Source organism: Xanthomonas cassavae CFBP 4642, from assembly GCF_000454545.1.
GTDB lineage: Bacteria > Pseudomonadota > Gammaproteobacteria > Xanthomonadales > Xanthomonadaceae > Xanthomonas > Xanthomonas cassavae.
This window is the reverse complement of record NZ_CM002139.1, coordinates 3,187,662-3,213,207: the sequence shown is the minus strand read 5'-3', so window position 1 is coordinate 3,213,207 and position 25,546 is coordinate 3,187,662. Positions and strand designations below refer to the sequence as shown.

Here is a 25,546-nt window from a genome sequence, read left to right as displayed (position 1 = left end):
CTCGCGTGCCAACGCGCGGTACGTGGCGGCACGGCTGCGCGCCTCAACGGTGGCGAGCGATTCGCCAGCGCGGCGACCGCGCCGGCTTCGCCATGCAGTGCGGCGCGCGGTTGCGCCAGCGCGCGCGCATCCGTCTAGACTCTGCGCCCCTACATCGTCTTCCAATAGCGTCTTCATGCCCATCTATGCGTTCCAGTGCACGACCTGCGGCCACTCGTTCGACCGCCTGCAGAAGATGGCCGACCCCGACCCGCAGAGCTGCCCGGCCTGCGCCGCAGCCACCATCAAGCGCCAGGTCACCGCCCCGTCGTTTCGCTTGTCCGGTAGCGGTTGGTACGAGACCGATTTCAAGTCGGCCGGCGAAAAGAAGAAGAACCTCACCGATACCAGCGGCGGCGGCGATGCCAAGCCAGCAGCTGCCAGCGACAGCAAACCGGCCGCTCAGGCCGCCCCGGCCCCGGCCAAGCCGGCGTCCGACAAAGCGTGATCACGGCAAGGCGCGGCCGGGTCGCCAGACTGGCGCTGCGCGTCTGTGCACGGCAGGGCGCCTGGCCCGGCGACAGCGCAGCCAGGCGTCGAACCGGATCAGCGTGCGTCGAAGCGCGCGCGGCACCCATCGTTGACCCAGACGGTGGAGCGGCGTGGGTCGTAGCCCCAGGTGCGGCCTTCCTCGCAACGGGTATCGGACAGCTGCCGGGTCAGCACCGGGCGGCCGGCGCGGCCGTTCCAGTCGCAGGTGCGCAGGCGGCGGTCGTCGCTGCTGCAGGTCACCGAGTAAGTGCCCTGGGGGCCGCCACCGTACCGGTCATCGCGGTCCCAGCCGCCACCGCGGGCCTGCGCAAACTCGGCCCGGCACCCGTCGTCCACCTGGATCCGGCCGTTTTCCTGGTGCCAGTTGCGGCCTTCCACGCAGGGGGTGCCCGAGAGCTGGCGCACGATCATGGCGCGCCGCCAGCCGGTATTGCAGATCGCCTGGCGCTGGTCGCGGCTTTCGCAGCGCACGGTGCCGGCAGCGGCATTGCCGGGGCGGTCGTCGCCGCCATTCCAGCCGCCACCGCCACCGCCCCAGCCGCCGGCCTCGATGAAGCGGCCGCGGCAGCCATTGTCCACCCAGACGCGGCCGCGGTCGCTGCCCCAATTGCGGCCTTCGATGCAGCGGGTGCCGGAGATGTTCTCCACCAGCGCGGCACGCCCACGGAACGGGGTATCGCATTCGCGGCGGCGATTATCGTTGCTGGAACAGGTGATGCTGGGGCCATTGAAGCCGCGGTCCTGCGCGGCAGCGGGGCGGCTGCCGAGTGCGCCACCGAGGGCGATCAGACTGAAGCCGGAGATCAGCAGGGCGGTGCGCAGCATCGAGGCGTCCTTGGTGCGGGAGGGGCGTAGTGCCTATTCAGCCGGGCGCTGACTTAAGCGCCGGTGACCGCCGCCGCATTTGCTCCTGCCGGCCGCCGGCCCCAGAATATCCGGCTTTCCGACGCTGTCCTGCGTCGGGTTTTCAGCGGAGCTTTCGATGCGTACCCACTTCTGCGGCCTGGTCGACGAGACCTTGATCGGCCAAACCGTCACTCTCGCCGGCTGGACCGACGTGGCCCGCAACCTGGGCGGGGTGTGCTTCATCGATCTGCGCGACCACGAAGGCATCGTGCAGGTGACGGTGGAGCCGGCCGAGGGCGACGCCAACTCCGCCGACGTGTTCAAGGTGGCCGCCAGCCTGGGTTACGAGGACGTGCTGCAGGTCGAAGGCGTGGTGCGTGCGCGTCATGCGGTCAACGACAAGCTGCGCTCCGGCAAGGTGGAAGTGATCGCCACGCGCATCACCATCCTCAACAAGGCCGCGCCGCTGCCGTTCCACGCGCATGAAAACCCGGGCGAGGACACCCGCCTGAAGTACCGCTATCTGGACCTGCGCCGCCCGGAGATGCAGCGCATGCAGCGCACCCGCATCAAGCTGGTGCAGGCGCTGCGCCGGCATCTGGACGCACGCGACTTCCAGGACATCGAAACCCCGATCCTGACCAAGGCCACCCCGGAAGGCGCACGCGACTTCCTGGTGCCGGCGCGCATGCATCCGGGCGAGTTCTACGCCTTGCCGCAGAGCCCGCAGCTGTTCAAGCAGATCCTGATGGTGGCCGGTTTCGACCGCTACTACCAGATCGCGCGCTGCTTCCGCGACGAAGCGCTGCGCGCCGATCGCCAGCTGGAATTCACCCAGCTCGATATGGAATTCGCCTTCGTGCGCGAGCGCGACGTGCAGGATTTCGTCGAAGACATGATCCGCGCCATCTTCGCCGAAGTGGTGGATGTCGAGCTGGCTGCGCAGTTCCCGCGCGTGACCTGGGCCGAGGCGATGCGTCGCTACGGCTCGGACAAGCCGGACCTGCGCATCGCGCTCGAACTGGTCGACGTGGCCGAATTGGTCAAATCCAGCGAATTCCCGGTGTTCACCGCCGCTGCCAACGATGCCGATGGCCGTATCGCCGCGCTGCGCATCCCCGGCGGTGCCACGCTGTCGCGCAAGCAGATCGACGACTACGCCGCGCACGCTGCCAAGTACGGTGCCAAGGGCCTGGCCTACATCAAGCTGTCGGAGACCGGCGAGGTGAGTTCGCCGATCGCCAAGTTCTTTTCCGAAGACGCGTTTGCCGCGCTGCTCAAGCACATCGGTGCGGGCAAGGGCGACATCGTGTTCTTCGGTGCCGGCGGCTACAACACCGTGTCCGATTTCATGGGCGCGCTGCGCCTGAAGGCCGGCAAGGAGTTCAACCTGGTCGCCGAGGGCTGGGCGCCGCTGTGGGTCACCGATTTTCCGATGTTCGAATGGGACGACGAAGCGCAGCGCTACGTCGCCCTGCATCACCCCTTCACCGCACCGGCGGTGGACGATATCGCCGACCTGCGCGCCAATGCCCGCACCGCGGTGTCGCGTGGCTACGACATGGTGCTCAACGGCAATGAAATCGGCGGCGGCTCGATCCGTATCCACCGCCCGGACATGCAGAGCGCGGTGTTCGAGCTGCTCGGTATCGGCGCCGAAGAAGCACGCGCCAAGTTCGGCTTCCTGCTGGATGCATTGAACTACGGCGCGCCGCCGCACGGCGGCATCGCCTTCGGTATCGACCGTATCGCCGCGCTGATGGCCGGCACCGAGTCCATTCGCGACGTGATCCCGTTCCCCAAGACCACCGGCGCGCAGGACCTGATGACCGACGCCCCGTCGCCGATCGCCGCCGAGCAACTGGCCGAAGTGCACGTGCAGGTGCGTCCCAAGCAGGCCTGACCTGCACCGGGCATGGCCACGCCAAGTGCGTGGCCAGGCAGCGCTGCTTGGCCGCACGCAGCCAACACCGCGCTCCGGATCGGAGCCGTTGATGCCTTCGTAGAAAGCTGTGGGCAGGAGCCGCCATGCAAGGCATGGCACACCGCGCCGCCATGCCACCGCGACCCCGGTCCCTGCTGCAGGCAATACCGAAGCCGGCGCCCATCGCAGATCCGGCCCAGCTTCCCACTTCCAACTTCCCAGGCCGCGTCCTCTGCTTGTCGCTCGCCCCGGCTCCGGCTCTCGCTCTTACGATTCCCGATTCCCCACGCTTGCACCACCAACCGCGCATGCGACAAGCTGCCACGTCCATCCGGCACGAGAAGCCCGCATGACCCGCATCCGCCGCGCCACGCCGGACGATGCCGAAGCGTTGTCGCTTCTGGCTGCGCAGACCTTTACCGAAACCTTCGGCCATCTCTACCCGCAGGAAGACCTGCGCGGCTTTCTCGAAGAGACCTATGCGGTGGAGCGTGCGCGCATCGTGCTGGCGCATGCGGACTATGCGATCTGGCTGCTGGAGCTGGATGACCTGCTGGTCGGCCACGCCGCCGCCGGCCCGTGCGGGTTGCCGCATGAGGACGTGCGTCCCGGCGACGGGGAGCTCAAGCGCCTGTATCTGCTCAAGGACTATCAAAGCAGCGGCTGGGGCAGCCGATTGTTCGAGACCGCACTGGAGTGGCTGCAGCGCGACGGCCCGCGCACCCTGTGGATCGGGGTGTGGTCGGAAAACTTCGGCGCCCAGCGCTTCTATGCGCGCTACGGTTTCGAGAAGGTGGGCGAGTACGATTTTCCGGTCGGCAAGATCGTCGACCGCGAGTTCATCCTTCGGCGTGGGCCGATCGCTGCCGCGGGATGAATGGGGGGGGATTGGGGGATTCGGGATTGGCGTGGGGCGCCGCGCCACGTCTGTTCACGCGCCAGCGCCGGGCGCTCGTACACTGCAGGTCCTGCGCTGCGTTCGCCGTGCCCGACGCCTGCGCGCCACGTTCCGGTCCTCCTGCCTTTGTCCAGCGCATCTTCGGCCCTTGCAGTCACGCCGCGACGCAGCTCGCGCAAACAATCGACCACCACCACCGCCGATGTGCTGTTGGTGCATGGCATCTGGAATACCGCGCACTGGCTGCTGCCACTGGCCCGTCGGCTGCGTGGCGACGGGCTGGCGCCGGCACTGTTCGGCTACGCCAGCGTGCTGGGCGGTCCGGCGCAGGCGGTGCCGCAGCTGATCGCGCGCGTGCGCAGCAGCGGGGCGCAGCTGCTGGTCTGCCACAGCCTGGGCGGGCTGATGGCGTTGCAGGCCTTGCGCGACGCGCCCGACCTGCCGGTGCGGCGGGTGGTCTGCCTGGGCTCGCCGCTGCGCGGCAGCGCTGCCGCGCGCGGGCTGGCCCGGCGCGGTGGCGTCTGGGCCATGGGACGCAGCGCCGCGCTGCTGCAGCAGGGCTTTGCGCAGTGGGACGGTGCGGCCGAGATCGGTCAGGTGGCCGGCTGCATCCCGCGCGGCGTCGGCCGTTGGCTGGCGCCACTGGACGGCGACTCCGACGGCACCGTGTCGCTGGCCGAAACCCGCTTGCCGGGGCTGCGCGACCACTGCGTGGTGCAGGCCAGCCACAGTGGCCTGCTGCGCTCGCCGGCCGCCGCCGCGCAGGCGCTGGCCTTCCTGCGCCTGGGCCGCTTTCGGCATTGAACATCCGCTGGCGCATGTTGCTGCCCCGGTGAGTGCAAGCAATCAGGTAAAATCCGCGCCCTGTCATCCAAGCCAGTCTGGAACCACTCATGGGTAGAGGCCCCTCCATCGAAGGCCGCAAGAACGCCTCCGACGCCAAGCGCGGCAAGATGTTCACCAAGATCATCCGCGAGATCAGCGTGGCCGCCCGCGCCGGCGGTGGCGATCCGTCCAACAACCCGCGCCTGCGCACCGCCATGGACAAGGGCCTGTCGGCGAACATGTCCAAGGACGTGATCGAACGCGCCATCAAGAAGTCCACCGGCGAGCTGGAAGGGGTGGAATACGAAGAAATCCGCTACGAGGGCTACGCGCCCGGCGGCGTGGCGGTGATCGTGGATTGCCTCACCGACAACCGCGTGCGCACCGTGGCCGACGTGCGCCACGCCTTCAGCAAGTGCGGCGGCAACATGGGCACCGAGGGCTCGGTGGCCTTCATGTTCAAGCGCCTGGGTGTGCTCAGCTTTGCAGCCGGTGCCAATGAAGACGCGCTCACCGACGCCGCCATCGAAGCCGGCGCCGACGACGTGGTGGTGTACCCGGAAGACGGCGCCATCGACGTGCTGACCGCCCCGGACGCCTTCGCCCAGGTCAGGGACGCCCTGGCCGCAGCCGGCCTGGAGCCCGCGCACGCCGAAATCACCTTCCGCGCCGAAAACGACATTGCCGTGGACGGCGACACCGCCGTGCAGGTACGCAAGCTGCTGGACATGCTCGAAGACCTGGACGACGTGCAGGACGTGTATTCGAACGTCGATCAAGCGGCGTTTGGCGCCTGATGCAGGTGGGGATGGCGGGATTGGGCATTCGGGATTCGCAACAGCGATGGGCGCACTGCGCTGCACGCAGGTTACCAATCCCCAATCTCCAATCCCCAATCCCGGCCCGCCAATGACCCGCATCCTGGGCATCGATCCCGGCTCGCAGCGCACCGGGGTTGGCATCATCGATATCGACCAGGGCGGTCGCAGCCGGCATGTGCACCATGCGCCAGTGATGCTGCTGGGCGAGGGCGACTTCTCCCAGCGGCTCAAGCGGCTGCTGCACGGGCTGGGCGAGTTGATCGAGACCTACAGGCCGGATGAAGTGGCGATCGAAAAGGTCTTCATGGGCAAAAGCGCCGATTCGGCGCTCAAACTCGGCCACGCCCGCGGTGCGGCGATCTGCGCGGTGGTCATGCGCGACCTGCCGGTGCACGAGTACGCGGCCACCGAAATCAAGCTTGCGCTGGTCGGCAAGGGCGGCGCGGACAAGCTGCAGGTCCAGCACATGGTGGGCATCATGCTCAACCTCAAAGGCAAGCTGCAGCCCGACGCCGCCGATGCACTGGCCGTCGCCATCACCCACGCCCACGTCCGCGCCACCGCGCAGCGTCTGGGCGTCAACACCCAACAGGCCTGGAGCCGCAAGAGATGAGTATTGGGATTCGGCAGTCGGGATTGGGGATTCGCAACGGCGGGTCCGCGCACGCTGTGCCGCTCCGGTGTTGCGCGGCCGTCTGTAACGGCAGCGAGGGAATTTGCCAATCCCCAATCCCGAATGCCCAATCCCGGCACCGCAGCGGCGGTGCCCAATGATCGGCCGTCTGCGCGGGATTCTGGCCTACAAGCAGCCGCCGTGGCTGGTGATCGACGTGGGCGGGGTGGGGTACGAGCTGGAGGCGCCGATGAGCACCTTCTACGACCTGCCCGATGTCGGTCGCGACGTCATCCTGTTTACCCATTACGCGCAAAAGGAAGACAGCGTCGCGCTGTACGGCTTCCTGCGCGAGGGCGAGCGGCGCTTGTTTCGCGATGTGCAGAAGGTCACCGGCATCGGCGCCAAGATCGCGCTGGCGGTGCTGTCTGGGGTCAGCGTGGACGAGTTTGCCCGCCTGATCACCAGCGGCGACATTACCGCGCTCACGCGCATTCCCGGTATCGGCAAGAAGACCGCCGAGCGCATGGTGGTGGAGCTACGCGACCGCGCGGCCGACTTCAGCAGCGGAGCGCCGATCACCGGCCAGCTCGGTCCGGACGCGGTGTCCGAAGCCACCGTCGCCCTGCAGCAACTGGGCTACAAGCCGGCCGAGGCCGCACGCATGGCACGCGAGGCCGGGGCAGAAGGCGACGATGTCGCCACGGTCATCCGCAAGGCCCTCCAGGCCGCATTGCGTTAAGCAGCCTCGGCCTTTCTCATTCTTCACGCCCTTCGGCGATACCCTGCCCACTCATGTCACAGACCTCCACTCCTGCAGCGGGCCATGGCCACGCGCCCGTCAACGGCCACATGGCCCTGGTCATCGGCGCCATTGGTGTCGTCTTCGGCGATATCGGCACTAGCCCGCTGTACACCCTGAAGGAGGCGTTCTCGCCGCACTACGGCTTGACCAGCGACCACGACACCGTGCTCGGCGTGCTGTCGCTGGCATTCTGGGCGCTGATGATCACGGTGACGCTCAAGTACGTCACCATTATCATGCGCGCCGACAACGACGGCGAGGGCGGCATCATGGCGCTGATGGCGCTGGCCCAGCGCACCCTCAAGCAGGGCTCGCGCTCGGCGTACGTGGTGGGCATTCTCGGCATCTTCGGCGCCTCGCTGTTCTTCGGCGACGGCGTGATCACCCCGGCCATCTCGGTGATGGGCGCGGTGGAAGGCCTGGAGATCGCCGCGCCCAGCCTGCATCCCTTCATCGTGCCGATCACCGTGGTGGTGCTGCTGCTGGTGTTCATGGCCCAGCGCTTCGGCACCGAAAAGGTCGGCAAGGTGTTCGGGCCGATCACCTGCCTGTGGTTCCTGTCGCTGGGGGCGATCGGCATCTGGAACATCGTCGACGCGCCGGAGGTGATGAAGGCCTTCAACCCCTGGTGGGCGATCCGCTTCTTCATGGAGCACGGCTGGCACGGCGTGTTCATCCTCGGCGCGGTGGTGCTGGCGGTGACCGGCGGCGAGGCGCTGTATGCGGACATGGGCCATTTCGGCGCGCGCCCGATCCGCCACGGCTGGTATTTTTTCGTACTGCCGATGCTGCTGCTCAATTACCTGGGCCAGGGCGCGCTGGTGCTCAATCACCCATCCGCACTGAAGAACCCGTTCTTCGAGGCGGTGCCGGGCTGGGCGCTGTATCCGATGATCATTCTGGCCACGCTGGCGGCGGTGATCGCCTCGCAGGCGGTGATCACCGGCGCCTATTCGGTGGCCCGCCAGGCCATGCAGCTGGGCTATATCCCGCGCATGCTGGTCAAGCACACCTCGCGCGACACCATCGGCCAGATCTACGTGCCCGGCATCAACTGGTTGCTGATGGTGATGGTGATCGCGCTGGTGCTGATCTTCCGCAGCTCCACCAATCTGGCGGTGGCCTACGGCATCTCGGTGTCGATGACCATGTTGATCGACACCCTGCTGCTGGCGCTGGTGGCGCGCGCGCTGTGGCCGCGCTGGCGCAGCTGGGTGCTGCCGCTGTGCGTGGTGTTCTTCATCATCGAACTGGCCTTCGTCGTCGCCAACGGCGCAAAGCTGCTGCAGGGCGCCTGGTTCCCGCTGGCGCTGGGCATCGTGGTGTTCACCCTGATGCGCACCTGGCGCCGCGGCCGTGCGCTGTTGCGCGAAGAGATCCGCAAGGACGGTATCCGCATCGACAGCTTCCTGCCCGGGCTGATGCTGGCGCCGCCGGCGCGCGTGCCCGGCATGGCGGTGTTCCTGACCGCCGATCCGATGGTGGTGCCGCATGCGTTGATGCATAACCTCAAGCACAACAAGGTGCTGCACGAACGCAACATCTTCCTCAACGTGGACACGCTGCCGATCCCGTACGCGCCGGCGGACAAGCGGCTGCAGATCGAATCGATCGGCGACGAGTTCTACCGCGTCTATGTGCGCTTCGGCTTCATGGAAACGCCGGACGTGCCGCTGGCGCTGATGCGTTCCTGCGACCAGGGCGGCATCCATTTCGACCCGATGGACACCACCTTCTTCGCCAGTCGCGAGACCATCGTGGCCAGCGCCAACCGCGGCATGCCGATCTGGCGCGACAAGCTGTTCGCGCTGATGCATCGCAATGCCGCCCCGGCGACTGGCTTCTTCCGCATCCCCGGCAACCGCCTGGTCGAGTTGGGCGCGCAGGTCGAGATCTGAGGCCGCCGGTGGCGGCCCGGGAGTGGGGATTGGATATTCGGGATTGGCAAGAGCGTAGCGCCGGAGGCGCCCCGCGGCCCATACTAGTGCGCTGCCAATCCCGTCTGCCGAATCCCTAATCCCCGCCCTAATGGACCGCATCATCGCCAGCAGCTCCACCCGCGAAGACGATGCCGCCGATGCGAGCATCCGGCCCAAGCGCCTGGCCGATTATCTTGGCCAGCAGCCGGTGCGCGAGCAGATGGAGATCTACATCCAGGCGGCCAAGGCGCGCGGCGAGGCGATGGACCATGTGCTGATCTTCGGGCCGCCGGGCCTGGGCAAGACCACGCTCAGCCATGTCATCGCCAACGAGCTGGGCGTCAGCCTGCGCGTGACCTCCGGCCCGGTGATCGAAAAGGCCGGCGATCTGGCCGCGCTGCTGACCAACCTGCAGCCGCACGATGTGTTGTTCATCGACGAGATCCATCGCCTGTCGCCGGTGGTGGAAGAAGTGCTGTACCCGGCGATGGAAGATTTCCAGATCGACATCATGATCGGCGACGGCCCCGCGGCGCGCTCGATCAAGATCGATCTGCCGCCATTCACGCTGATCGGCGCCACCACGCGTGCCGGCCTGCTGACCGCGCCATTGCGCGACCGCTTCGGCATCGTGCAGCGGCTGGAGTTCTATTCGCCGGCCGAGCTGACCCGCATCGTGATCCGTTCGGCGGCGATCCTGGGCATTGACTGCACGCCCGAAGGCGCGGCCGAGATTGCGCGTCGCGCCCGTGGCACCCCGCGTATCGCCAACCGGCTGTTGCGCCGGGTGCGCGACTACGCCCAGGTCAAGGCCGCCGGCCATATCGATCTGCCGGTGGCGCAGGCGGCCATGCAGATGCTGAAGGTGGATCCGGAAGGATTCGACGAGCTCGACCGCCGCATGCTGCGCACCATCGTCGAGCATTTCGATGGCGGCCCGGTCGGCGTGGAATCGCTGGCCGCCTCTCTGTCGGAAGAACGCGGCACGCTGGAAGACGTGATCGAGCCCTACCTGATCCAGCAGGGCTTTTTGATCCGCACCGCGCGCGGCCGCATGGCCACCCACAAGGCCTACATGCACCTGGGCCTGAAACCGCCACGGGACCGCGCGCCAGGGTTCGGCGAGCCGGGAGAGCTGTTCTGATGACGCTCCGTTCGTCGCGCGCCCAGGCCGTCTTGACCAACAATCCGTGCCCATGACCGCCGATTCCCGACTCCCGATTCCCCACTCCCCGCCTGTATTCAGTTGGCCGACACGCGTTTACTGGGAAGATACCGACGCCGGCGGGGTGGTTTACCACGCGCGCTACGTCGCCTTTCTGGAGCGTGCGCGCACCGAATGGATGCGCGCGGTCGGTTACGGGCAGGAGGCGATGCGCCAGCAGCATGGTCTGGTGTTCGCGGTCCGCTCGATGCAACTGGATTTCCTCAAGCCGGCCCGGCTCGACGACGCGCTGTCGGTGTCGGCGGTGGTGTTGAAATGCAAACGGGCCAGCCTGCTGTTCGCGCAGTCGGTGCGCCGCGAGGGCGAAGTGCTGTTGACCGCTCAGGTGCGCATCGCCGCACTCGGCGCCAGCGACTTCCGCCCCTGCGGCATGGACGACGCGGTGTACGACGTATTGAAAGCTCTAGAAACCCCAGAATCCGATTACTGAGGAACGAACGGATGTCGATTGCATTGCTCCTGGCCCTGCAGGACACGGTAGTGGAAGCGCTACCCCAGGAAGTCACCGCGGCCGCGGCGCAAACCGCCACGGCGGCGCACAACAGCAGCATCAACTACGTGGACCTGATCCTGCGGGCCAGTATCCCGGTCAAGATCATCGTGCTGCTGTTGCTGATCGGCTCGTTCATCAGCTGGGTCATCATTTTCCGCAAGGCGCGCGCCTTCAAGCAGGCCAACCGCGAGGCCGACGAGTTCGAGAACCGCTTCTGGTCCGGCGCGGATCTGGCCAAGCTGTACGCCTCGGCGACCGACCGCAACCGTACCGTGGGCGGTCTGGAATCGATGTTCGAAAGCGGCTTCCGCGAGTTCTCGCGGCTACGCGACCGCCGTCGCCTGGATGCGCGCGTGCAACTGGAAGGCGCGCAGCGCGCCATGCGCACTGCCTTCACCCGTGAGGTCGACCAGCTCGAGCGCAATCTCGAATTGCTGGCCAACATCGGCTCCACCGCGCCCTACGTCGGCCTGGTCGGTACCGTGTTCGGCATCATGGTGACCATGCACGACATGGTCAGCAGCGGTGAGCAGGCCGGTATTGCGGCCGTGGCGCCGGGTATCTCCGAAGCGCTGTTCGCCACCGCCATCGGCCTGTTCGTGGCGATTCCGGCGGTGTGGGCCTACAACCGCTTCACCACCCGCGTGGAACGGCTGTCGGTGCGCTACGAAACCTTCGCCGACGAGTTCAGCTCCATTCTGCAGCGCCAGGCTGGCGCGGACGAGTGATGCGCGGCCCCGGTATGCACCCGCACGGTTTGATGCGGGGCGTGGCCGGGCGAGCCAGTCGCGTCGATGCGCAGCGTCACGCGCGGCTGTCCCTTCCCCGGGCGCCGCGCGACCCCGCTGCCGCCCGGCGCCGAGGATTAATTAGGAACGTTTCGCGATGATCTCCGGTATTTCCCGCCGCAAGAAGCGCAAGCTCAAATCCGACATCAACGTCGTGCCGTACATCGACGTGATGCTGGTGCTGCTGATCATCTTCATGGTGACCGCACCGTTGCTGACCCTGAGTACCGACGTCAGCCTGCCCAGCTCGCGCGCCAAGGCGCTGGAGAGCAAGCAGGACCCAGTAGTGGTGGTGGTCGCCGCCGATGGTCAACTGGCGCTGCAATTGCCCAAGGGCAAATCGCAGGCAATGGACGTCAATGCGCTGCAGGCGCAACTGGCTGCCATCGTGGCGCAGGACAAGGATGCCCGCGTGGTGGTGGCCGGCGATCGTGCCGCCCCGTACCAGAAGATCATGGACGCCATCGATGTGCTCAAGCAGGCCAAGGTCGAGAAGGTGGGCCTGATTTCCGATTCCGGCGGCACCGCAGGCAGCGATGCACGCTGACGCATTCCCCACGCAAGGTGCGCGCGAGGACGGCTGGCTGCGGCCGGTGGTCCTGGCCCTGGTCGTGCATGTACTGGTCGCGCTGGTGTTCATCGCCGGCTGGCTGTGGTCGCCGGAGCGTTCGGTGGAACCGGCTGCGGGCGACCCCAGCATGGAGGCCTCGCTGGACGTCTCCGCTGCCGAGGCGCGCGTGGCGCGTCAGGCGCTGAAGGCCACCCCGGTGGAGGCACCGCCACCACCGGCACCGTTGCCCGAGCCTGCGCCGGAAGACAGCGTGCCGCCGCCACAGCCGATTCCCGAACCGCGACCGCAGGACGCGCCTACGCCCCAACAGGCGCAGGCGCAGGAGCGCGTGGCCCAGCCGGACAAGGTCGATCAGGACAAGGTCGATGCATTGGCCATTTCCGCTGAAAAGGCCAAGCAGGAACAGGAAGCCAAGCGTCGCCAGGAGCAGATCGACCTGACCGAGCGCAAGCGCCAGGAAGAGGCCGAGCAGAAACTTCGCCTGGCCAAGCAGCAGGAAGAGGCCGACGCCAAGAAGAAGCAGGCCGCCGCGCAGCAGGCCGCCGCCGATGCCGAGCGCGAGAAGAAGATTGCCGAGATCCGCCGCCAGCGCGAGCAGGCCACCAAGGAAGCGGCGCTGGCCGAACAGAAGTTGCGCCAGGTGGCCGCTGCGCGTGCGCAGCAAGCCTCTGCCGCCGCGGCGACCAGCGCGCAGCCGACTGCAGGGCAGGGTGGCACCAGTACCGACCTGTCGGCCAAGTACGCCGCCGCGATCCAGCAGAAGGTGCTGGCGCAGTGGGTGCGTCCGCCCTCCGTGCCGGCCGGCCAGAAGTGCACCATCAACATCCGTCAGCTGCCCGGTGGCAGCGTCATGGAGGCCAAGGTCGCGCCGGGTTGCCCGTACGACGAGGCTGGTCAGCGCTCGATCGAAGCGGCGGTATTGAGCGCGCAGCCGCTGCCGTATCGCGGCTTCGAATCGGTGTTCCAGCGCAACCTGACCTTCTTGTTCACCGCGCAGGATCAGTGATGCCCGCACCGGCGTCGGCGTGGCAGTGCCGGCCGGCGCCGCAGCGCAGGTGCTGGGTGTCGGCTGCAGGGAGGTATCGCCGGCGTTGAGATAGATGCGTCGCCGCCGGCCCGGCGACGCCCAGCCTTGTTCTATTCCATGACATCGCTGTGCCAAGCTTCTGCTCGCTCCATTTTCACACTGTCGCGTTCACGATTGCGAGTATGTTCACTCGCTGATTGGTATCCCTTGCCCACTTTTCCTGCCCGATCCGAGCCGTCCATGAAAAAACCGCTGCATTGGCTAGCTGCCTTGACCGCCCTGTTGTTGCCGCTGAGCGCGCTCGCGCAACAGCAAGGGCTCACCATCGACATCGTGGGCGGTAGCGCCTCGGCGACGCCGATCACTGTCGTCCCCATGCCCTACCAGGGCTCCGGAACCGCGCCGCAGACCGATGTGTCGGCCGTGGTCGGTGCCGACCTGGATCGTTCCGGCCAGTTCCGCACGCTGCCTGCCGCGCAGATCGTCGAAAAGCCGACCCGCGGTACCGAGGTGCAGTTCCAGACCTGGCGCACGCTCAAACAGAACTACATCGTTGTCGGCCGTGTGATGGACGCGGGCGAGGGTGCCTATCGCGTCGAGTACGAGCTGTTCGACGTGGCCAAGGGCGAGCGCATGCTCGGCCTGGCGATGACCGCGCGTGCCAACGCGATGCGCGATGTCTCGCATCAGATGGCCGATGCGATCTACGAAAAGATCACCGGCGTGCGTGGCGCGTTCTGGACCCGCATCGCCTACGTGACCGCCAGCGGCAAGGGCGGCGCGATGCGCTATGCGCTGATGGTGGCCGATTCGGATGGCTACAACCCGCAGACCATCGTGCGCTCGGCCGAGCCGCTGCTGTCGCCGAACTGGAGCCCGGACGGCAAGAAGCTGGCGTACGTGAGCTTCGAGCGTGGTAATTCATCGATCTATCTGCAGGACATCGCCACCGGTGCCCGTGAACTGGTGTCCAGCTTCCGTGGCATCAACGGCGCGCCCTCGTTCTCCCCGGATGGGCGTCGCCTGGCGCTGGCCCTGTCGCGCAGCGGCAATCCGGAGATCTATGTGATGGACCTGGGCAGCAAGCAGCTGACCCAGCTGACCAACCACTTCGGCATCGATACCGAGCCGACCTGGGCACCGGATGGCAGCAGCATCTACTTCACCTCCGATCGCGGCGGTCGTCCGCAGATCTACCAAGTGGCCGCCAGCGGCGGCAGCGCCAACCGCGTGACCTTCCAGGGCAACTACAACGCCACCGCCAGCGTGTCGTTCGACGGCAAGAAGATCGTCGTGGCGCAGGGCAGCGGCAACAGCTACCGCATCGCGATGATGGACCGCAGCCTGGGTTCGCCGAACTGGAGCACGCTGTCGCCGGGGTCGCTGGACGAATCGCCGAGCTTTGCGCCCAACGCCAGCATGGTGCTGTACGCAGCGCGTGAGGGTGGTCGTGGCGTGCTGTACGCGGTGTCTTCCGACGCGCGGGTGCGGCAGCGTCTGGTTCTGGCCGATGGCGATGTGAGAGAACCTGCTTGGGGGCCTTACCGAACCGCGCATTAATGTTAATATTTCGCTGCGTTAAACCACTCATTGGCCCAGAGCCTCCATAGGTATCCCATGAACAAGTCCACCCGCGTCTTGCTTGTCTCCCTGTTGTCCGTTGCCGTGCTGGCTGGTTGCTCCAAGAAGGTGAAGGAAACTCCGCCTCCGGCAACCGACACCACCGCTGGTTCCTCCGTGCCCACCGGTCCGTCCACCTCCGGCCTGTACGGCCCGGGCGACCTGGATACCGATGCCTGCCTGCGCCAGCGCGTTGTCTACTTCGATCTGGATCAGGACTCCCTGAAGCCAGAGTTCCAGGCCATCATGGCGTGCCACGCCAAGTACCTGCGTGACCGTCCTTCCTCGCGTATCACCCTGCAGGGCAACGCCGACGAACGCGGTTCGCGTGAGTACAACATGGGTCTGGGCGAGCGTCGCGGCAATGCCGTGTCGTCGGCGCTGCAGGCTGCCGGTGGTTCGGCCAGCCAGCTGACCGTCGTCAGCTACGGTGAAGAGCGTCCGGTCTGCACCGAAACCAGCGAAAGCTGCTGGTCGCAGAACCGTCGCGTCGAAATCGTGTACACGGCTCAGTAAGAAGCGATGCGCTTTCGAGTGACATCCCTGTTCGTCGCGGCGGCCCTTGTGGTCGCCGCGCCGGCATACGCCCAGCGAGCCAGTCTCGCTGATCGTGTGGCCGTGCTCGAGCAGCAGCAGGCCAACAGCCAGGCCAACAACGATCTTCTCAATCAACTGCAGCAGGCGCGTTCGGACCTGCAGGCATTGCGCGCGACCGTTGAACAGCTGCAGCACGACAACGAGCAACTCAAGCAGCAGTCCAAGGACCAGTATCTGGACCTGGACGGACGTCTGAACCGGTTGGAAGGTGCAGGTGGCGCAATGCCACCATTGCCTGCCGCGACCGGCAGCGCCACTCCTCCTGCCCCGGCTCCGGCCGCGCGGCCCGCAGCGGCGGCCACTTCCGAGAAGCCGCCCACTGTTCATGGCGATCCAGGCACCCTGGCCGTCAGCAACGAAGAACGCACAGCCTACAATGTCGCGTTCGATGCACTGAAGAATGGCAAGTACGACGATGCGTCGCAGCTGTTCCTGAGTTTTCTCGAGCTCTATCCCAACGGCGTCTACACCCCCAATGCCTTGTATTGGCTGGGTGAGAGTTATTACGCTACCCGCAATTTCCAGCTGGCAGAGGCGCAGTTCCGCGACCTGGTCAGCCGCTATCCCACGCACGACAAGGCCGCTGGCGGTCTGTTGAAGCTTGGCCTGTCGCAGTACGGTGCGGGCAAGGACAACGAAGCCCAGCAGACCTTGCAGCAGGTGGCAGCGCAGTATCCCGGTACCGACGCCGCCCGCGTTGCGCAGGAGCGCCTGCAGTCCATCCGCCTCGGTCAGCAGCTACGCTGAACCCGCGCGCCCGCGCCTTTGGCGCAGCGCATACTTTGCCCATGAATGCTGCCGCCGTCCCCAGCGAGATCGTCCAGTCGCCATTGCCGCGGCTGAAGATCACCGAGATTTTCCTGTCCTTGCAAGGAGAGGCCGAGACGGCTGGCTGGCCGACGGTGTTCGTGCGCCTGACTGGCTGCCCGTTGCGCTGCACGTATTGCGACACGGCTTACGCCTTCCATGGCGGTCAGTGGCATGACATCGACGCCATCGTTGCCGAGGTTGCCAGCCACGGCGTGCGCCATGTCTGCGTGACCGGTGGCGAGCCGCTCGCGCAAAAGCGCTGTCTGGCGTTGCTGCAGCAGCTCTGCGATGCCGGCTTCGACGTCTCGCTGGAAACCTCTGGCGCGCTGGATGTCTCGGGGGTCGATGCACGCGTGTCGCGGGTCGTGGACATCAAGACCCCGGCATCGGGCGAGGAGCGTCGCAACCGCTGGGACAACCTGCCGCTGCTGACGGCGCGTGACCAGATCAAGTTCGTGATCTGCAGCCGTGCCGATTACGAGTGGGCGCGCACCTGCGTTGCCGAGCACGTGCTGGATCGCCGCTGCACGGTGTGGTTCTCGCCCAGCAAGGGCCAGGTGAGCGCACACGAACTGGCCGACTGGATCGTCGCCGACCGGCTGCCAGTGCGCTTCCAGATGCAGTTGCACAAGATTCTGTGGGACGACGAACCGGGGCGCTGAGGGCCGGTGACACCGCAACGCTTCAGGCGATTCCGTCTGTGATATCCATGAATCCGGTTATGAAGCGCTGATGGATGTGGCAAGCGTTGACGCAGCAAAGCGGTGACTTCTCAGTCGACCTGTGTCGGTGCGGCATGCAGGTGGTGGGCAATGCGTGGCTGGACTGAGCGCACGTGGTCGATCCTGGAGGCGATATGCCACTTTTGGTCGATACCGTCGAGCCTGTGCGTGCCTGTAGGGTTTGGCGCAGTCACAAGTCCGGATCCGCCACGTGGCGGGGGAAGTTGCGCATGAATATCTTGGAGACCCACTTGAAGAGCGCATCGCATGGTCCCGAGTCAATCAAGGGCGCCGCCTGGCTCGCGTGCAGGGGCGATGCCATTTAAGGCGCGCGCCTCGTCGCGCGAGATGTGGCGCGGCACCTCATGGGGCTCAGTGCGTCATCCAGCAATCGTCCTGATGAAGTCTTACGGCCACCAAGGATCGAAGGTCTTCGTTCCATCTGCCGCGCTAACTCCTCACGGACCGACCCTGCTAGCCTTCCCCTTCTGTTGTCATCGTCTGACCCGTCATGAAGAAAGCTGTTGTGTTGTTGTCCGGAGGCATGGACTCCGCCGCCGCCGTCGCGCTCGCGCAGGAGCAGGGCTTTGCCGTGTATGCGCTAAGCGTGCGCTACGGTCAGCGGCATACCTCCGAACTGGATGCCGCCGCACGTGTGGCCGCGGCGCAGGGGGTGGTGGCGCACAAGGTGGTCGACGTGGATCTGCGCAGCATCGGCGGCTCGGCGCTGACCGACGACATCGAGGTCCCTGAGGCCGGCGGCGGCGGAATTCCGGTCACTTACGTGCCTGCGCGCAACACCATCATGCTGTCGCTGGCGCTGGGCTGGGCGGAAGTGGTCGGCGCCGACGACCTGTTCTGTGGCGTCAATGCGGTCGATTATTCGGGTTATCCGGACTGCCGGCCGGAATTCGTGCGCGCATTCGAGGTGCTGGCCAACCTGGCGACCAAGGCCGGCGTGGAAGGCGCGGGCCTGCGTGTCCATGCGCCGCTGCAGTTCCTCAGCAAGGCCGACATCGTCCGTGAAGGCGTACGCCTGGGCGTGGATTTCGGCCTGACCGTGTCCTGCTACCGCGCCGATGCAGAAGGGCGCGCCTGCGGCCACTGCGACGCCTGCCAACTGCGTGCCGCCGGCTTCGCCGATGCGGGCGTCCCGGACCCCACTCACTACGCCATTTCGTCTTGACGCCCGGGTAGGGTAGAATGCGCACCCCGACGCGCAGTCGGGGCAGTGGGCCGTTAGCTCAGTCGGTAGAGCAGAAGACTTTTAATCTTTTGGTCGATGGTTCGAATCCATCACGGCCCACCAATAAAATCAGCAACTTAAACGGCGCCCAAGGCGCCTTTTTTGTATCTCCGGGAAAATTCCCGGGAAAATAAGTGGCCGGGAAACGCTTTCCACGGCCAACTCATTGAGGCAAAGCGTGCCCTGCTAGGTCCGGCGAGGCGGCTTAACGACTGGCACATCGTGCGAATAACGCTGTGTCATTTCTCGCGTTTTATGGCCGGCAGCCTCTTGCTTGTCAGCCAGGGTGCCCTCTGTATCGGTGATGCCTCGGTGCTTCAGTCCATGGAGGCTAAACCTCTGGGTCTCATCAATGACGCCCTCCCGAATGGCAAGCCTGATCATGCGCTGCCACGCGCTGTCGAGCGCTGATTTTGTCAGCGGCGTGCCCGATTGGCTGACGACCAACCGGCGTTGCTCCGGCTTGAGAGGGATGGGCCGCTCGTGCGCAGCCATCGTCCGCCTGCGGTACTCAATCAGCCATGCCCACGCACTGCGCAGTTCTTCGTTCCAGGTCGTGACATTGTCGCGCGAGCCTTTTCGCCGCGTCGCCAAGATGCCCTGCTCGCCCGCATGCGCGTCAGTGAGGTCGGTCACTTCAGCCCCGCGTAGCCGCAGGTTGTAGGCCAGGACCATCACCGCATGCAGGTATGGCGAGACGCTGCCTTTGGTATGCGCGTCCAAGGTGGCGCGCTGCTGCGCAAACCGCAATATTGCAGTGAAAGCGTCCTGCTCCGGCATCGTGTGAGCGGCCACCTCCTTCGCCTGGCGTACGCCCTTGGCCGGGTTGTGTTCGCACAGCCCAAATCGTATTCCCCACCCAAAGAGGCGGCGAAGATACCGAAGCACGTGGTTGGCCTTGCTCGGGCGAGGCTCGATTGCTGGTTGCATAGCTGTGGCCTCTCGCCCTGCTGCGAGAGTCTCCACCAAGCGCTGCATGGTCGGGACATTGATACGCGTTACTTGCATCCGCCCAAGCTGGCTGCCGTCTTTCAGCACGTAGGCGCAGGCTGCTTGACCGCTTTGTCTGTAGTCCTTCTGGGTGCCAGGCGCGAGAGCCTTGAACTCGGTGGATCCGTGGAAGCGCTCGTCCAAGAACGCCAGAGTGTCTCTCTCGATCTCGCCCCGCGCGCATTCCACAATTGCGTGGAGTTCCGAAAGGCGCGAATGTCTGTGTGCGACCGTCCTTTTCTTAGGACGGCCTCCCTCAGGATGCGCCTCAATGGTGTACCAGCGGCCATCCTCCCAATACACGCCTTGTGGCAAGGCGGCCTGGTCGATATGGGCGGGAATAGCTGGATTGAACTTCCTTTTTCTACCGCGTCCCATCAGATCAGCTCCATGGCATTTTCTTGGTTGGCCGCAGGCTCGGTGATGCCGAGCGCGGCGTTCACAGCATCAATCGTCGTCCAGATCCGGCCCTTGCGGTCGTAGCGGTAGCGGATGCCCTCTCGGTCTGCCCAACGGCAGACCACCACGAGGCGTGGCGCCGGCCCGTCCGGTGAGCAGATGCGCTGCAGGTCGGCGAAATGCAGGATTCGCCCCGTCATAGCAGCTGGTCCCGCTGCCACTGCTGACGGCTCTTCCACTGTTCCGGCATTTCCTCGCGCAGATCCTGTGCCGCTTGGTCGCCGCGCTTGGCGGCGACCAGTTGCTGCAGCAGGCCGACCGACTTGGCGTCGGTGTAGCCCTGCCGCAGCCAGTAGCGCGCCTCGCACTGGCGCCGGTGGGCTTCCGTGTCCTCATCGCTCATTGGCTGGCGCCTCCGCGAAGGCGCAGCCCGAGCTGCACCACGTTGCTGTCGGCTGGTGCCGTCTGGCGTGGCACACGAATGCGGTGCATCCGCTTCCAATCGGCCAGCGCCTCGTCGAAGGCAGCGTGCTTTTTGGTGCGCCCGCACGGGCATTCGATGAGGTGCCCGCCGCCGGCCTGCAGGCGGCGGCCGTCCGCGATGTGCCGGCCGGCGTGACCGGCCCTGCAGGCGGGCAGCGGCTCAGGGTGCGATATCTCGCGCTGTGTCATGCGTGGTCTCCCCCCGCTTCCCTAGCGTTGTCCCCGATTGCCCGCTCGGCCTCGCGCAAATGCGCGATGGAATCCTCGTCAATCCGATCAAGCGCCTGGGCGATGGTGTAGTCCATGTCCGCAAGCCAGTCGTGTCGATTGAGCACCAGCGCAGCTGTCAAGGCCTCGCCCGTCGACAACGGGCCGGGGCCACCGTAGTGCTGCGCCGCTCGGCTCACAGCAATCACGCGATCGAGCGTCATCGTGGTGACCTCCAAGCAGCGCCAAGGCGCACACGCGCGTCGGCGATGGCTACCACTTCAATGCGCAGACGCTGCGCCGTCAGTTCGGCCAGCAACCGATCATTGGTCAGCATGAGCACGTCGTGCTGGGCCAGCTGCCAGTCATCACCCTTGCGCTGCAGTCGCTCGTCCAACTCCACCACGCGCTTCAGGCTGTAGGCCTGGCGGATTGCGTCAGCATTGAGTGTCTTGCCGCTACCCATTGGCCCGTGGACCACGATCGACTTAGCCATGCGTCAACGTCCGGCGCACAGCCATGGCACCGCGACGACGTAACCGCTGCGGGATCTGTCCCACCGCCAGCCCGCTGTGAGCGATGCGCGCGGGGCGCGTGAGCCACAGCCGATACAACAGCGCGCCGCCGATCGTTGGCGCGATCAAGCTCAGGGCCAAATTAAGCATGGGCCACCTCCAGCGCAGCAGCGGCGATCGCTGCCTCGGCGGCGGCAGTCGGGCGACGCGGCAGCATGTTGGCCAAGTCGAACGGGAAGTCCAGGCCGTCCATGAACTCGGCCAGCTCCGTGCTGATCGAGTCCTCTGCAGCCGTCCACAGGCGGGGGCCTTCGATGAGCTTCCAGCCGCCTCCGGAGCCGCGACGCCGCTCCCACGACTGGCGGGCCTCGCGTAATGACCCCATGTTCAGCGCGGCAGTAACCACCACCGAACCATGCGTGACATGCAGGGTGATGGTGGCCGAGCAATCGCCCATGCCGCGATCGTAGGCGACGACGGCCGGCGTGGTAGCCTCCGGGCCGGGTCCGGTGCCTGAAGCCAGCAGACGTGCTGCCGCGGCTGGACGTGTTCCAGTGTGCTGTTGCATATCGACTCTCCTGAGTTGCGTTGGTGGAGGGCCTTGGGGCGGTGTTCGAGCACCGCCCGCCGGCCCGCTGGTGCGGGTTAGATCAGGTCGGCGCCGGATGGCGGAATGCTGGGGTCAGGCTCACGCAGGCGCTGCGCGCCATTCAGGACATCCAGCAGCTCGTGGCGGATGTACTCGGCCACTGCTGCTGGTCCGTCGTGATTGATGCCTGCTTCGATCGCGATATCGTTGGTCAGTGCGGCAAGCAATGCGGCCGCGTGGTACGCGCGCCAGAGGCGATATTGCTCTTCTTCGCTGATCGAGAAGTCAGCGTCTTCCGGCAGCTGTGCGTGTTGGCGAGCGGCGTCCATCAAGCCACCTCCAATGCGGGCATGCGCTCGATCACCCATTCCAGCAGCGCGGCGGCCTCGGCTTCCGGCATGACCACGTGCAACGAGCCGATGACCAGGCCAGTGCTGTCGTCGACGGGGAACAACTCGCAAGCGTCTTCGATTGCGCTGCAGGCGAACATGACCGGTGCGCGATCATGCAGGCCATCTGCGTACAGTTCGGCCAGCACGTCGGTCTTTCGTATCTGCAGAAGCAGGTAGACGCCTGGGGCCACACGCAAGGCCTTGTGCATGTCGCGCCGGCTCACTGGCGAACCTCGGCCAGGTCGGCATTGATGCTGGTAATGGCGGCCTCGACATCGGCCAAGGTCAGCGCCTCGGGCGCTTTGCCCATGGCCTGCAGTTTCGCCTGCAGGGCGAGCCAGGCGGTGTGATTCCAGTCGAGGGTGTCGGCGATCAGGCCGAAATAATGGGCGATCTGACGCGCGGCGTTGGCCGGCGCTTCTTTAGCGTCGTAAGACATGCGGGTTTCCTCATGTTTGGGGAAATCCGTCATCCCGACGCCAATCGGGGTGACGGACGGTACGCGGTTGGCGTGCCGGCATGAGGACCGGTGGGCCTTGCGGCCCCCGCGCACCGCCCGCCATAAAGATGGCCGGTATACGCCCGCGTCGATGCGGGCAATAAAAAAGCGCCATGCATCGATCGATGGGCGCTGGTGCGCCTCATGTTCCGGGACGCCAATCCCGGTCGCCGATTGTGCGGCGACGCAGTAATAGTTGCTCCGCTCCAGGGCAGAAGTCAACGAAAATTTCCCAAAACTTCCAACACGAGGAAACGTGCTCATTTGGCGAACACCCAGCATTTGACTGCGCGCCCGATGGCCGGGCTGTTGTAGGCACGATTGACGTGCAGCAGTCGCGGACAAGAGCGAAGCGCGCCGGTCAGCGCGGTGGATTCGGGCAACGCGATGCCGCTTCGGGCAGCGTATTGCCTGACCTGAGGCAGGTTGAATGCCAGCACATCGTTGCGGCGAGCGTGGTTTTGCAACTGCCCGGCGGACAGGCCGGCATCGACCGCCAGCCAGAACCTTGCCAGCGTCTCCTGGCCGTTCTGCAGGGCGACGACCGCCGCCGGCAGCGCGGGTCGAGGCAGATCCAGCGCCAGGGAAAGCTGTGTGGCCTGCGCATGCAGGGCTACCTGCTCGGCCGGATGGCGTGCGCGATAAAGCCGAGCGACTGCTTGCATGCGGGCTTGGTGAAGCGCTGCAGTTGCGGCGGCTGGTGCGCGACCGGCGCTACCCGAGCTGGCAGTTACCAGGGCGTCGTAGGCGCGGATGACCTCAATATGGAAGCGTGGCGAGATCCACATCGCGTAGGCGTAAACAAGTTCCTTGACGACGTAGGTACCCGGCGCCATGCCGCCCCTCATCGACTCGAAGGGCGCAAACGCCATTTCTGGCGTTAGCTCGGTGACCAGACTCTGGAAGGTGATGGCCCGCGTGAAGCGGTTAGGACTATGGCGATCCTCTCCGCCCGCGGCCTGATGCAAATCGTTGAGGCAGTAACGGCCAGCGGCATCGCGGCGGATCTGCAGATTCGCGATGCAGAGAACGGGGGGCAACAGCTCGTTGTTCATGCGGCAGCTTCCAGCAGGGCCAAAGCCGGATTTCCGGCTTTGCCCTTTGAGCGGATGGTGTAGGTGCTGAGAGATTCCTCATATATGAGGCGGCACCCAGCGTTGGCGGATCCGGTCATTTGGCGAACACCCAACACTTCACGGTGGTGCCGACGCCGGTCAGCTCGTCCTTAAGGACAGCGCTGTTGACGGCCACGTTCGCGCCGATGAACTTGTGCCGGCGCGAGTCACCGAGCAGCGCACGCAGCACCTTGAGATCGGGCACGGATTGACTGAATTGCGCGGCCCGCGCAGCGAAGTGATTGAGGTTGATCGCGATACGCTGCGCGTCGCGGCTGTGGTTGACGACGGCTTTACCGTGGCCTGTGGCTTCGAGGTATTCGTAGACCTCCCAGAACTCGTTGACCATCGCGTGGTCGGCGCTGATCGCCTTCTGCCGTTCCAGGGCCATGTCCAACAACGCGAGCCGCGTATGCTCGACCATGTCGTCCGGGATGGTGATAACCAGGCGCAGACAGTCGAACAGCGCCAGCATCTGGGCGTGGTTCTTGATGACACGTTCCAGGCGCAGATCCTGTTGCCCGCGTAGCTTGGCCTCGAACACCTTCACCCGCTCAGCGAACAGATCAAGGATGGCGCGCTCCTGGCGTATGGCACGCACGAGGAAGTGGCTGACTTCTTCGACCTGCAGCGCGTTGAGGTTGTCGGCCGCGATTCGGCTTTCGGTGGTGACCTGCGGCCGTTTGAAGTGCAGCTTCACGATACGCGTCAGGATCGCTTCGCTGGCATCCACCGCAGCGTTCTGAGTGATGACGATCGTGCCGCGAAAGGGCGTGTTGCCAGGGTGCCGCCGCCGAAAAAGTCCTTCAGTTCGTCCCACTCGAACGTCTTTGAGTGCGCCTTGTCTGGCTCGCTGCGATCGGCTTCCAGCAGGACCACGGGCATGCCGGACACCTGGCCCATGGCACGTGCGCGGCCAGCCTTGGACGACTTGGCCGGGTCGAAGCCCTCGTAGTCCGAGCGGCCTAGCAGCTTCCACAGGAACGTGAGCAGCGTGGTCTTGCCGGCGCCTGCTTCGCCGGTGGCTTCGAGGAATGGGAAGCTCTTGTGGCCGGCGCGGATCTGCTCGGCGAACAACGAGCCAAACCAGAACGTCATGGCGACCATGCCGTGCGTGCCGAAACACTGCCAAAGCCACGGCAGCCAATCTACGCGGAACGCCTCAGCGTCGCGCTGAATCTCCAAGCGGATGGACTTCTGCGTGGTCTTCAAGCGCAGCTTGTCGAACTCGAAGTAGTCCTCTTCGTTGGCCGTCACCAGCTCGCCGTCGCGCACGGCCATATCGCCGAGCAGGTAGGCGCGGTGTTCCTTGCTGTAGCCAACGAAGTCGATGGCGTCCACCGTCTTGATCGCTTCGGTCTGCTCTTCGATCAGACGGTCCAGCTGGTGGCCGGTACCGGTGAACATGGCGCCGGCAGCCAGGGAGATCAGGCGCTTCTTGAACTCGGACGCGCTGGCGACGTGACCACCTGTAAAGGTGCCCTTTACGCTGGGGCCGTCATGCGGGAAATCGACGCGGAAGTAGTACCANGCCAGGGAGATCAGGCGCTTCTTGAACTCGGACGCGCTGGCGACGTGACCACCTGTAAAGGTGCCCTTTACGCTGGGGCCGTCATGCGGGAAATCGACGCGGAAGTAGTACCAGCTTTCGTCCGTGACCTCTTGCCGCTGGAAATACAGTGCCTCTGGGTAGCAGTTGGCGATCTTCTGCACGGAGCATGCTGCGCGCTTGATCTTCCTCAGATCCTCGGCAGCAACCTCGTCGCCTTCGTCCGCATCGATGTCGCCTAGCTTCTCCTTGCGCAGCTTGTCGAAGCGCTGCGTATCGAAATCGAACCAGTACAGGCGGGAGCGGTAGTCCAGCCAGAAGTCGTTGCGGCCGTCGTGCTCGAACATGAGCAGGCCTTTATCCACCGCCGAGCGAGCTACAAGCAGGTCGCCCTGGTAGCGGGCTTCGTTGACGTCGTTGTCCCATTGCTTGGGATCATCGGACGCGATAGCGCGCAGATGCAGGTCGTTCCAATCGGTCTTCTTGCCGTCGCGCTGGACGATCTGCGCGGCCCGCGAATCGAAGCC

31 protein-coding genes, 1 tRNA gene and 1 pseudogene are annotated in these 25,546 nt (G+C 65.6%); 19 read left to right on the top strand and 14 right to left on the bottom strand.

Annotation, left to right across the window (positions count from 1 at the left end):
- The first annotated feature begins 175 nt into the window (after window positions 1-175).
- Window positions 176-487: an FmdB family zinc ribbon protein gene (locus XCSCFBP4642_RS0114315; RefSeq protein WP_029220395.1), complete on the top strand. Its 312-nt coding sequence runs from the start codon at window positions 176-178 to the stop codon at window positions 485-487.
- A gap of 98 nt (window positions 488-585) precedes the next feature.
- On the opposite strand, the gene XCSCFBP4642_RS0114310 is transcribed toward XCSCFBP4642_RS0114315, so the two are convergent.
- Window positions 586-1,356 carry a DUF3011 domain-containing protein gene (locus tag XCSCFBP4642_RS0114310; protein ID WP_029220394.1) on the bottom strand — a complete coding sequence of 257 codons (771 nt, stop codon included), beginning with the start codon at window positions 1,354-1,356 and terminating at the stop codon, window positions 586-588.
- A 157-nt stretch (window positions 1,357-1,513) separates the two neighbouring features.
- Between XCSCFBP4642_RS0114310 and aspS the strand changes: the two genes are divergently transcribed.
- The 18 genes from aspS (at window position 1,514) to XCSCFBP4642_RS0114210 (ending at window position 18,344) form a co-directional block, all read left to right on the top strand.
- The gene (gene aspS / locus XCSCFBP4642_RS0114305; protein ID WP_029220393.1) at window positions 1,514-3,280 is read left to right on the top strand and encodes an aspartate--tRNA ligase; all 1,767 of its coding nucleotides are present in this window, start codon (window positions 1,514-1,516) and stop codon (window positions 3,278-3,280) included.
- A gap of 370 nt (window positions 3,281-3,650) precedes the next feature.
- Window positions 3,651-4,178, top strand: a complete 528-nt coding sequence (locus tag XCSCFBP4642_RS0114300) for a GNAT family N-acetyltransferase (RefSeq protein WP_029220392.1) — start codon at window positions 3,651-3,653, stop codon at window positions 4,176-4,178.
- A gap of 147 nt (window positions 4,179-4,325) precedes the next feature.
- A complete protein-coding gene (locus XCSCFBP4642_RS0114295; protein ID WP_029220391.1) occupies window positions 4,326-5,003 on the top strand; it encodes an esterase/lipase family protein in 678 nt (225 codons plus the stop codon).
- Window positions 5,004-5,092: 89 nt separating this feature from the next.
- Window positions 5,093-5,821 (top strand): YebC/PmpR family DNA-binding transcriptional regulator, encoded by a 729-nt coding sequence (locus XCSCFBP4642_RS0114290; RefSeq protein ID WP_029220390.1) that lies wholly within the window; start codon window positions 5,093-5,095, stop codon window positions 5,819-5,821.
- 112 nt (window positions 5,822-5,933) lie between these two features.
- Window positions 5,934-6,458, top strand: a complete 525-nt coding sequence (ruvC, locus tag XCSCFBP4642_RS0114285) for a crossover junction endodeoxyribonuclease RuvC (protein ID WP_029220389.1) — start codon at window positions 5,934-5,936, stop codon at window positions 6,456-6,458.
- A gap of 157 nt (window positions 6,459-6,615) precedes the next feature.
- Window positions 6,616-7,200, top strand: a complete 585-nt coding sequence (gene ruvA, locus XCSCFBP4642_RS0114280) for a Holliday junction branch migration protein RuvA (protein WP_029220388.1) — start codon at window positions 6,616-6,618, stop codon at window positions 7,198-7,200.
- A 53-nt stretch (window positions 7,201-7,253) separates the two neighbouring features.
- The gene (locus XCSCFBP4642_RS0114275; protein WP_029220387.1) at window positions 7,254-9,161 is read left to right on the top strand and encodes a potassium transporter Kup; all 1,908 of its coding nucleotides are present in this window, start codon (window positions 7,254-7,256) and stop codon (window positions 9,159-9,161) included.
- Between the two features lie 130 nt (window positions 9,162-9,291).
- Window positions 9,292-10,326: a Holliday junction branch migration DNA helicase RuvB gene (ruvB, locus tag XCSCFBP4642_RS0114270; RefSeq protein ID WP_029220386.1), complete on the top strand. Its 1,035-nt coding sequence runs from the start codon at window positions 9,292-9,294 to the stop codon at window positions 10,324-10,326.
- Window positions 10,327-10,378: 52 nt separating this feature from the next.
- Window positions 10,379-10,837, top strand: a complete 459-nt coding sequence (ybgC, locus tag XCSCFBP4642_RS0114265; protein ID WP_029220385.1) for a tol-pal system-associated acyl-CoA thioesterase — start codon at window positions 10,379-10,381, stop codon at window positions 10,835-10,837.
- A gap of 11 nt (window positions 10,838-10,848) precedes the next feature.
- A complete protein-coding gene (gene tolQ, locus XCSCFBP4642_RS0114260) occupies window positions 10,849-11,628 on the top strand; it encodes a protein TolQ (protein ID WP_005996093.1) in 780 nt (259 codons plus the stop codon).
- 157 nt (window positions 11,629-11,785) lie between these two features.
- A complete protein-coding gene (gene tolR, locus XCSCFBP4642_RS0114250) occupies window positions 11,786-12,235 on the top strand; it encodes a protein TolR (RefSeq protein ID WP_029220384.1) in 450 nt (149 codons plus the stop codon).
- Complete coding sequence (gene tolA / locus XCSCFBP4642_RS0114245) at window positions 12,225-13,265, top strand: cell envelope integrity protein TolA (RefSeq protein ID WP_029220383.1); 1,041 nt, start codon at window positions 12,225-12,227, stop codon at window positions 13,263-13,265. Before tolR ends, tolA begins: the two co-directional genes overlap by 11 nt.
- A 261-nt stretch (window positions 13,266-13,526) precedes the next feature.
- A complete protein-coding gene (gene tolB / locus XCSCFBP4642_RS0114240) occupies window positions 13,527-14,846 on the top strand; it encodes a Tol-Pal system beta propeller repeat protein TolB (protein WP_029220382.1) in 1,320 nt (439 codons plus the stop codon).
- A 57-nt stretch (window positions 14,847-14,903) separates the two neighbouring features.
- Complete coding sequence (gene pal / locus XCSCFBP4642_RS0114235; RefSeq protein WP_029220381.1) at window positions 14,904-15,422, top strand: peptidoglycan-associated lipoprotein Pal; 519 nt, start codon at window positions 14,904-14,906, stop codon at window positions 15,420-15,422.
- 6 nt (window positions 15,423-15,428) lie between these two features.
- On the top strand, window positions 15,429-16,250 hold the full coding sequence (ybgF, locus tag XCSCFBP4642_RS0114230) for a tol-pal system protein YbgF (RefSeq protein WP_029220380.1): 822 nt from the start codon (window positions 15,429-15,431) through the stop codon (window positions 16,248-16,250).
- A gap of 41 nt (window positions 16,251-16,291) precedes the next feature.
- The gene (gene queE / locus XCSCFBP4642_RS0114225) at window positions 16,292-16,975 is read left to right on the top strand and encodes a 7-carboxy-7-deazaguanine synthase QueE (protein ID WP_029220379.1); all 684 of its coding nucleotides are present in this window, start codon (window positions 16,292-16,294) and stop codon (window positions 16,973-16,975) included.
- Window positions 16,976-17,546: 571 nt separating this feature from the next.
- Complete coding sequence (gene queC / locus XCSCFBP4642_RS0114215) at window positions 17,547-18,221, top strand: 7-cyano-7-deazaguanine synthase QueC (RefSeq protein ID WP_029220378.1); 675 nt, start codon at window positions 17,547-17,549, stop codon at window positions 18,219-18,221.
- Between the two features lie 47 nt (window positions 18,222-18,268).
- Window positions 18,269-18,344 (top strand) — tRNA-Lys (locus XCSCFBP4642_RS0114210).
- Between the two features lie 123 nt (window positions 18,345-18,467).
- Here the strand turns inward: XCSCFBP4642_RS0114210 and XCSCFBP4642_RS0114205 are convergent.
- The 13 genes and pseudogenes from XCSCFBP4642_RS0114205 to XCSCFBP4642_RS24870 all read right to left on the bottom strand — a co-directional run.
- Window positions 18,468-19,649, bottom strand: coding sequence for a site-specific integrase (locus XCSCFBP4642_RS0114205; protein WP_029220377.1), 1,182 nt, complete (start codon window positions 19,647-19,649; stop codon window positions 18,468-18,470).
- Window positions 19,649-19,870: a hypothetical protein gene (locus tag XCSCFBP4642_RS0114200; protein WP_010364117.1), complete on the bottom strand. Its 222-nt coding sequence runs from the start codon at window positions 19,868-19,870 to the stop codon at window positions 19,649-19,651. Before XCSCFBP4642_RS0114200 ends, XCSCFBP4642_RS0114205 begins: the two co-directional genes overlap by 1 nt.
- Window positions 19,867-20,073, bottom strand: coding sequence for a DUF7696 family protein (locus tag XCSCFBP4642_RS0114195; RefSeq protein WP_029220376.1), 207 nt, complete (start codon window positions 20,071-20,073; stop codon window positions 19,867-19,869). Before XCSCFBP4642_RS0114195 ends, XCSCFBP4642_RS0114200 begins: the two co-directional genes overlap by 4 nt.
- A complete protein-coding gene (locus XCSCFBP4642_RS0114190) occupies window positions 20,070-20,342 on the bottom strand; it encodes a hypothetical protein (protein WP_029220375.1) in 273 nt (90 codons plus the stop codon). The genes XCSCFBP4642_RS0114195 and XCSCFBP4642_RS0114190 overlap by 4 nt, the downstream gene beginning before the upstream one ends.
- Window positions 20,339-20,584 carry a hypothetical protein gene (locus XCSCFBP4642_RS28635; protein ID WP_029220374.1) on the bottom strand — a complete coding sequence of 82 codons (246 nt, stop codon included), beginning with the start codon at window positions 20,582-20,584 and terminating at the stop codon, window positions 20,339-20,341. The genes XCSCFBP4642_RS0114190 and XCSCFBP4642_RS28635 overlap by 4 nt, the downstream gene beginning before the upstream one ends.
- Window positions 20,581-20,826, bottom strand: a complete 246-nt coding sequence (locus XCSCFBP4642_RS0114180) for a hypothetical protein (protein ID WP_152527345.1) — start codon at window positions 20,824-20,826, stop codon at window positions 20,581-20,583. Before XCSCFBP4642_RS0114180 ends, XCSCFBP4642_RS28635 begins: the two co-directional genes overlap by 4 nt.
- Before the next feature lie 22 nt (window positions 20,827-20,848).
- Window positions 20,849-21,025 carry a hypothetical protein gene (locus tag XCSCFBP4642_RS29465; protein ID WP_167331391.1) on the bottom strand — a complete coding sequence of 59 codons (177 nt, stop codon included), beginning with the start codon at window positions 21,023-21,025 and terminating at the stop codon, window positions 20,849-20,851.
- Complete coding sequence (locus XCSCFBP4642_RS0114170) at window positions 21,018-21,443, bottom strand: hypothetical protein (RefSeq protein WP_029220372.1); 426 nt, start codon at window positions 21,441-21,443, stop codon at window positions 21,018-21,020. The genes XCSCFBP4642_RS29465 and XCSCFBP4642_RS0114170 overlap by 8 nt, the downstream gene beginning before the upstream one ends.
- A gap of 77 nt (window positions 21,444-21,520) precedes the next feature.
- Window positions 21,521-21,793: a hypothetical protein gene (locus XCSCFBP4642_RS0114165; RefSeq protein ID WP_029220371.1), complete on the bottom strand. Its 273-nt coding sequence runs from the start codon at window positions 21,791-21,793 to the stop codon at window positions 21,521-21,523.
- Window positions 21,793-22,080, bottom strand: coding sequence for a hypothetical protein (locus tag XCSCFBP4642_RS0114160; RefSeq protein ID WP_029220370.1), 288 nt, complete (start codon window positions 22,078-22,080; stop codon window positions 21,793-21,795). The genes XCSCFBP4642_RS0114165 and XCSCFBP4642_RS0114160 overlap by 1 nt, the downstream gene beginning before the upstream one ends.
- Complete coding sequence (locus XCSCFBP4642_RS0114155; RefSeq protein WP_029220369.1) at window positions 22,077-22,295, bottom strand: hypothetical protein; 219 nt, start codon at window positions 22,293-22,295, stop codon at window positions 22,077-22,079. Before XCSCFBP4642_RS0114155 ends, XCSCFBP4642_RS0114160 begins: the two co-directional genes overlap by 4 nt.
- Before the next feature lie 320 nt (window positions 22,296-22,615).
- Window positions 22,616-23,410: a KilA-N domain-containing protein gene (locus XCSCFBP4642_RS25895; RefSeq protein ID WP_029220368.1), complete on the bottom strand. Its 795-nt coding sequence runs from the start codon at window positions 23,408-23,410 to the stop codon at window positions 22,616-22,618.
- Between the two features lie 115 nt (window positions 23,411-23,525).
- Window positions 23,526-24,904: pseudogene (locus XCSCFBP4642_RS24870) on the bottom strand (bifunctional DNA primase/helicase); the annotation flags it as partial.
- Window positions 24,905-25,546 lie beyond the last annotated feature (642 nt).

Coding starts and splice junctions, on each gene's coding strand:
- pal (WP_029220381.1), top strand. CDS start 14,904: ATGAACAAGTCCACCCGCGTCTTGCTTGTCTCCCTGTTGTCCGTTGCC.
- XCSCFBP4642_RS28635 (WP_029220374.1), bottom strand. CDS start 20,584: ATGACGCTCGATCGCGTGATTGCTGTGAGCCGAGCGGCGCAGCACTAC.
- aspS (WP_029220393.1), top strand. CDS start 1,514: ATGCGTACCCACTTCTGCGGCCTGGTCGACGAGACCTTGATCGGCCAA.
- ybgF (WP_029220380.1), top strand. CDS start 15,429: ATGCGCTTTCGAGTGACATCCCTGTTCGTCGCGGCGGCCCTTGTGGTC.
- XCSCFBP4642_RS29465 (WP_167331391.1), bottom strand. CDS start 21,025: ATGCTTAATTTGGCCCTGAGCTTGATCGCGCCAACGATCGGCGGCGCG.
- XCSCFBP4642_RS0114170 (WP_029220372.1), bottom strand. CDS start 21,443: ATGCAACAGCACACTGGAACACGTCCAGCCGCGGCAGCACGTCTGCTG.
- XCSCFBP4642_RS0114205 (WP_029220377.1), bottom strand. CDS start 19,649: ATGGGACGCGGTAGAAAAAGGAAGTTCAATCCAGCTATTCCCGCCCAT.
- XCSCFBP4642_RS0114300 (WP_029220392.1), top strand. CDS start 3,651: ATGACCCGCATCCGCCGCGCCACGCCGGACGATGCCGAAGCGTTGTCG.
- queC (WP_029220378.1), top strand. CDS start 17,547: ATGAAGAAAGCTGTTGTGTTGTTGTCCGGAGGCATGGACTCCGCCGCC.
- tolA (WP_029220383.1), top strand. CDS start 12,225: ATGCACGCTGACGCATTCCCCACGCAAGGTGCGCGCGAGGACGGCTGG.
- XCSCFBP4642_RS0114180 (WP_152527345.1), bottom strand. CDS start 20,826: ATGGGTAGCGGCAAGACACTCAATGCTGACGCAATCCGCCAGGCCTAC.
- XCSCFBP4642_RS25895 (WP_029220368.1), bottom strand. CDS start 23,410: ATGAACAACGAGCTGTTGCCCCCCGTTCTCTGCATCGCGAATCTGCAG.
- XCSCFBP4642_RS0114195 (WP_029220376.1), bottom strand. CDS start 20,073: ATGAGCGATGAGGACACGGAAGCCCACCGGCGCCAGTGCGAGGCGCGC.
- XCSCFBP4642_RS0114155 (WP_029220369.1), bottom strand. CDS start 22,295: ATGTCTTACGACGCTAAAGAAGCGCCGGCCAACGCCGCGCGTCAGATC.
- XCSCFBP4642_RS0114290 (WP_029220390.1), top strand. CDS start 5,093: ATGGGTAGAGGCCCCTCCATCGAAGGCCGCAAGAACGCCTCCGACGCC.
- ruvC (WP_029220389.1), top strand. CDS start 5,934: ATGACCCGCATCCTGGGCATCGATCCCGGCTCGCAGCGCACCGGGGTT.
- XCSCFBP4642_RS0114310 (WP_029220394.1), bottom strand. CDS start 1,356: ATGCTGCGCACCGCCCTGCTGATCTCCGGCTTCAGTCTGATCGCCCTC.
- tolQ (WP_005996093.1), top strand. CDS start 10,849: ATGTCGATTGCATTGCTCCTGGCCCTGCAGGACACGGTAGTGGAAGCG.
- queE (WP_029220379.1), top strand. CDS start 16,292: ATGAATGCTGCCGCCGTCCCCAGCGAGATCGTCCAGTCGCCATTGCCG.
- ybgC (WP_029220385.1), top strand. CDS start 10,379: ATGACCGCCGATTCCCGACTCCCGATTCCCCACTCCCCGCCTGTATTC.
- XCSCFBP4642_RS0114275 (WP_029220387.1), top strand. CDS start 7,254: ATGTCACAGACCTCCACTCCTGCAGCGGGCCATGGCCACGCGCCCGTC.
- tolR (WP_029220384.1), top strand. CDS start 11,786: ATGATCTCCGGTATTTCCCGCCGCAAGAAGCGCAAGCTCAAATCCGAC.
- tolB (WP_029220382.1), top strand. CDS start 13,527: ATGAAAAAACCGCTGCATTGGCTAGCTGCCTTGACCGCCCTGTTGTTG.
- ruvB (WP_029220386.1), top strand. CDS start 9,292: ATGGACCGCATCATCGCCAGCAGCTCCACCCGCGAAGACGATGCCGCC.
- XCSCFBP4642_RS0114315 (WP_029220395.1), top strand. CDS start 176: ATGCCCATCTATGCGTTCCAGTGCACGACCTGCGGCCACTCGTTCGAC.
- XCSCFBP4642_RS0114200 (WP_010364117.1), bottom strand. CDS start 19,870: ATGACGGGGCGAATCCTGCATTTCGCCGACCTGCAGCGCATCTGCTCA.
- XCSCFBP4642_RS0114165 (WP_029220371.1), bottom strand. CDS start 21,793: ATGGACGCCGCTCGCCAACACGCACAGCTGCCGGAAGACGCTGACTTC.
- XCSCFBP4642_RS0114190 (WP_029220375.1), bottom strand. CDS start 20,342: ATGACACAGCGCGAGATATCGCACCCTGAGCCGCTGCCCGCCTGCAGG.
- ruvA (WP_029220388.1), top strand. CDS start 6,616: ATGATCGGCCGTCTGCGCGGGATTCTGGCCTACAAGCAGCCGCCGTGG.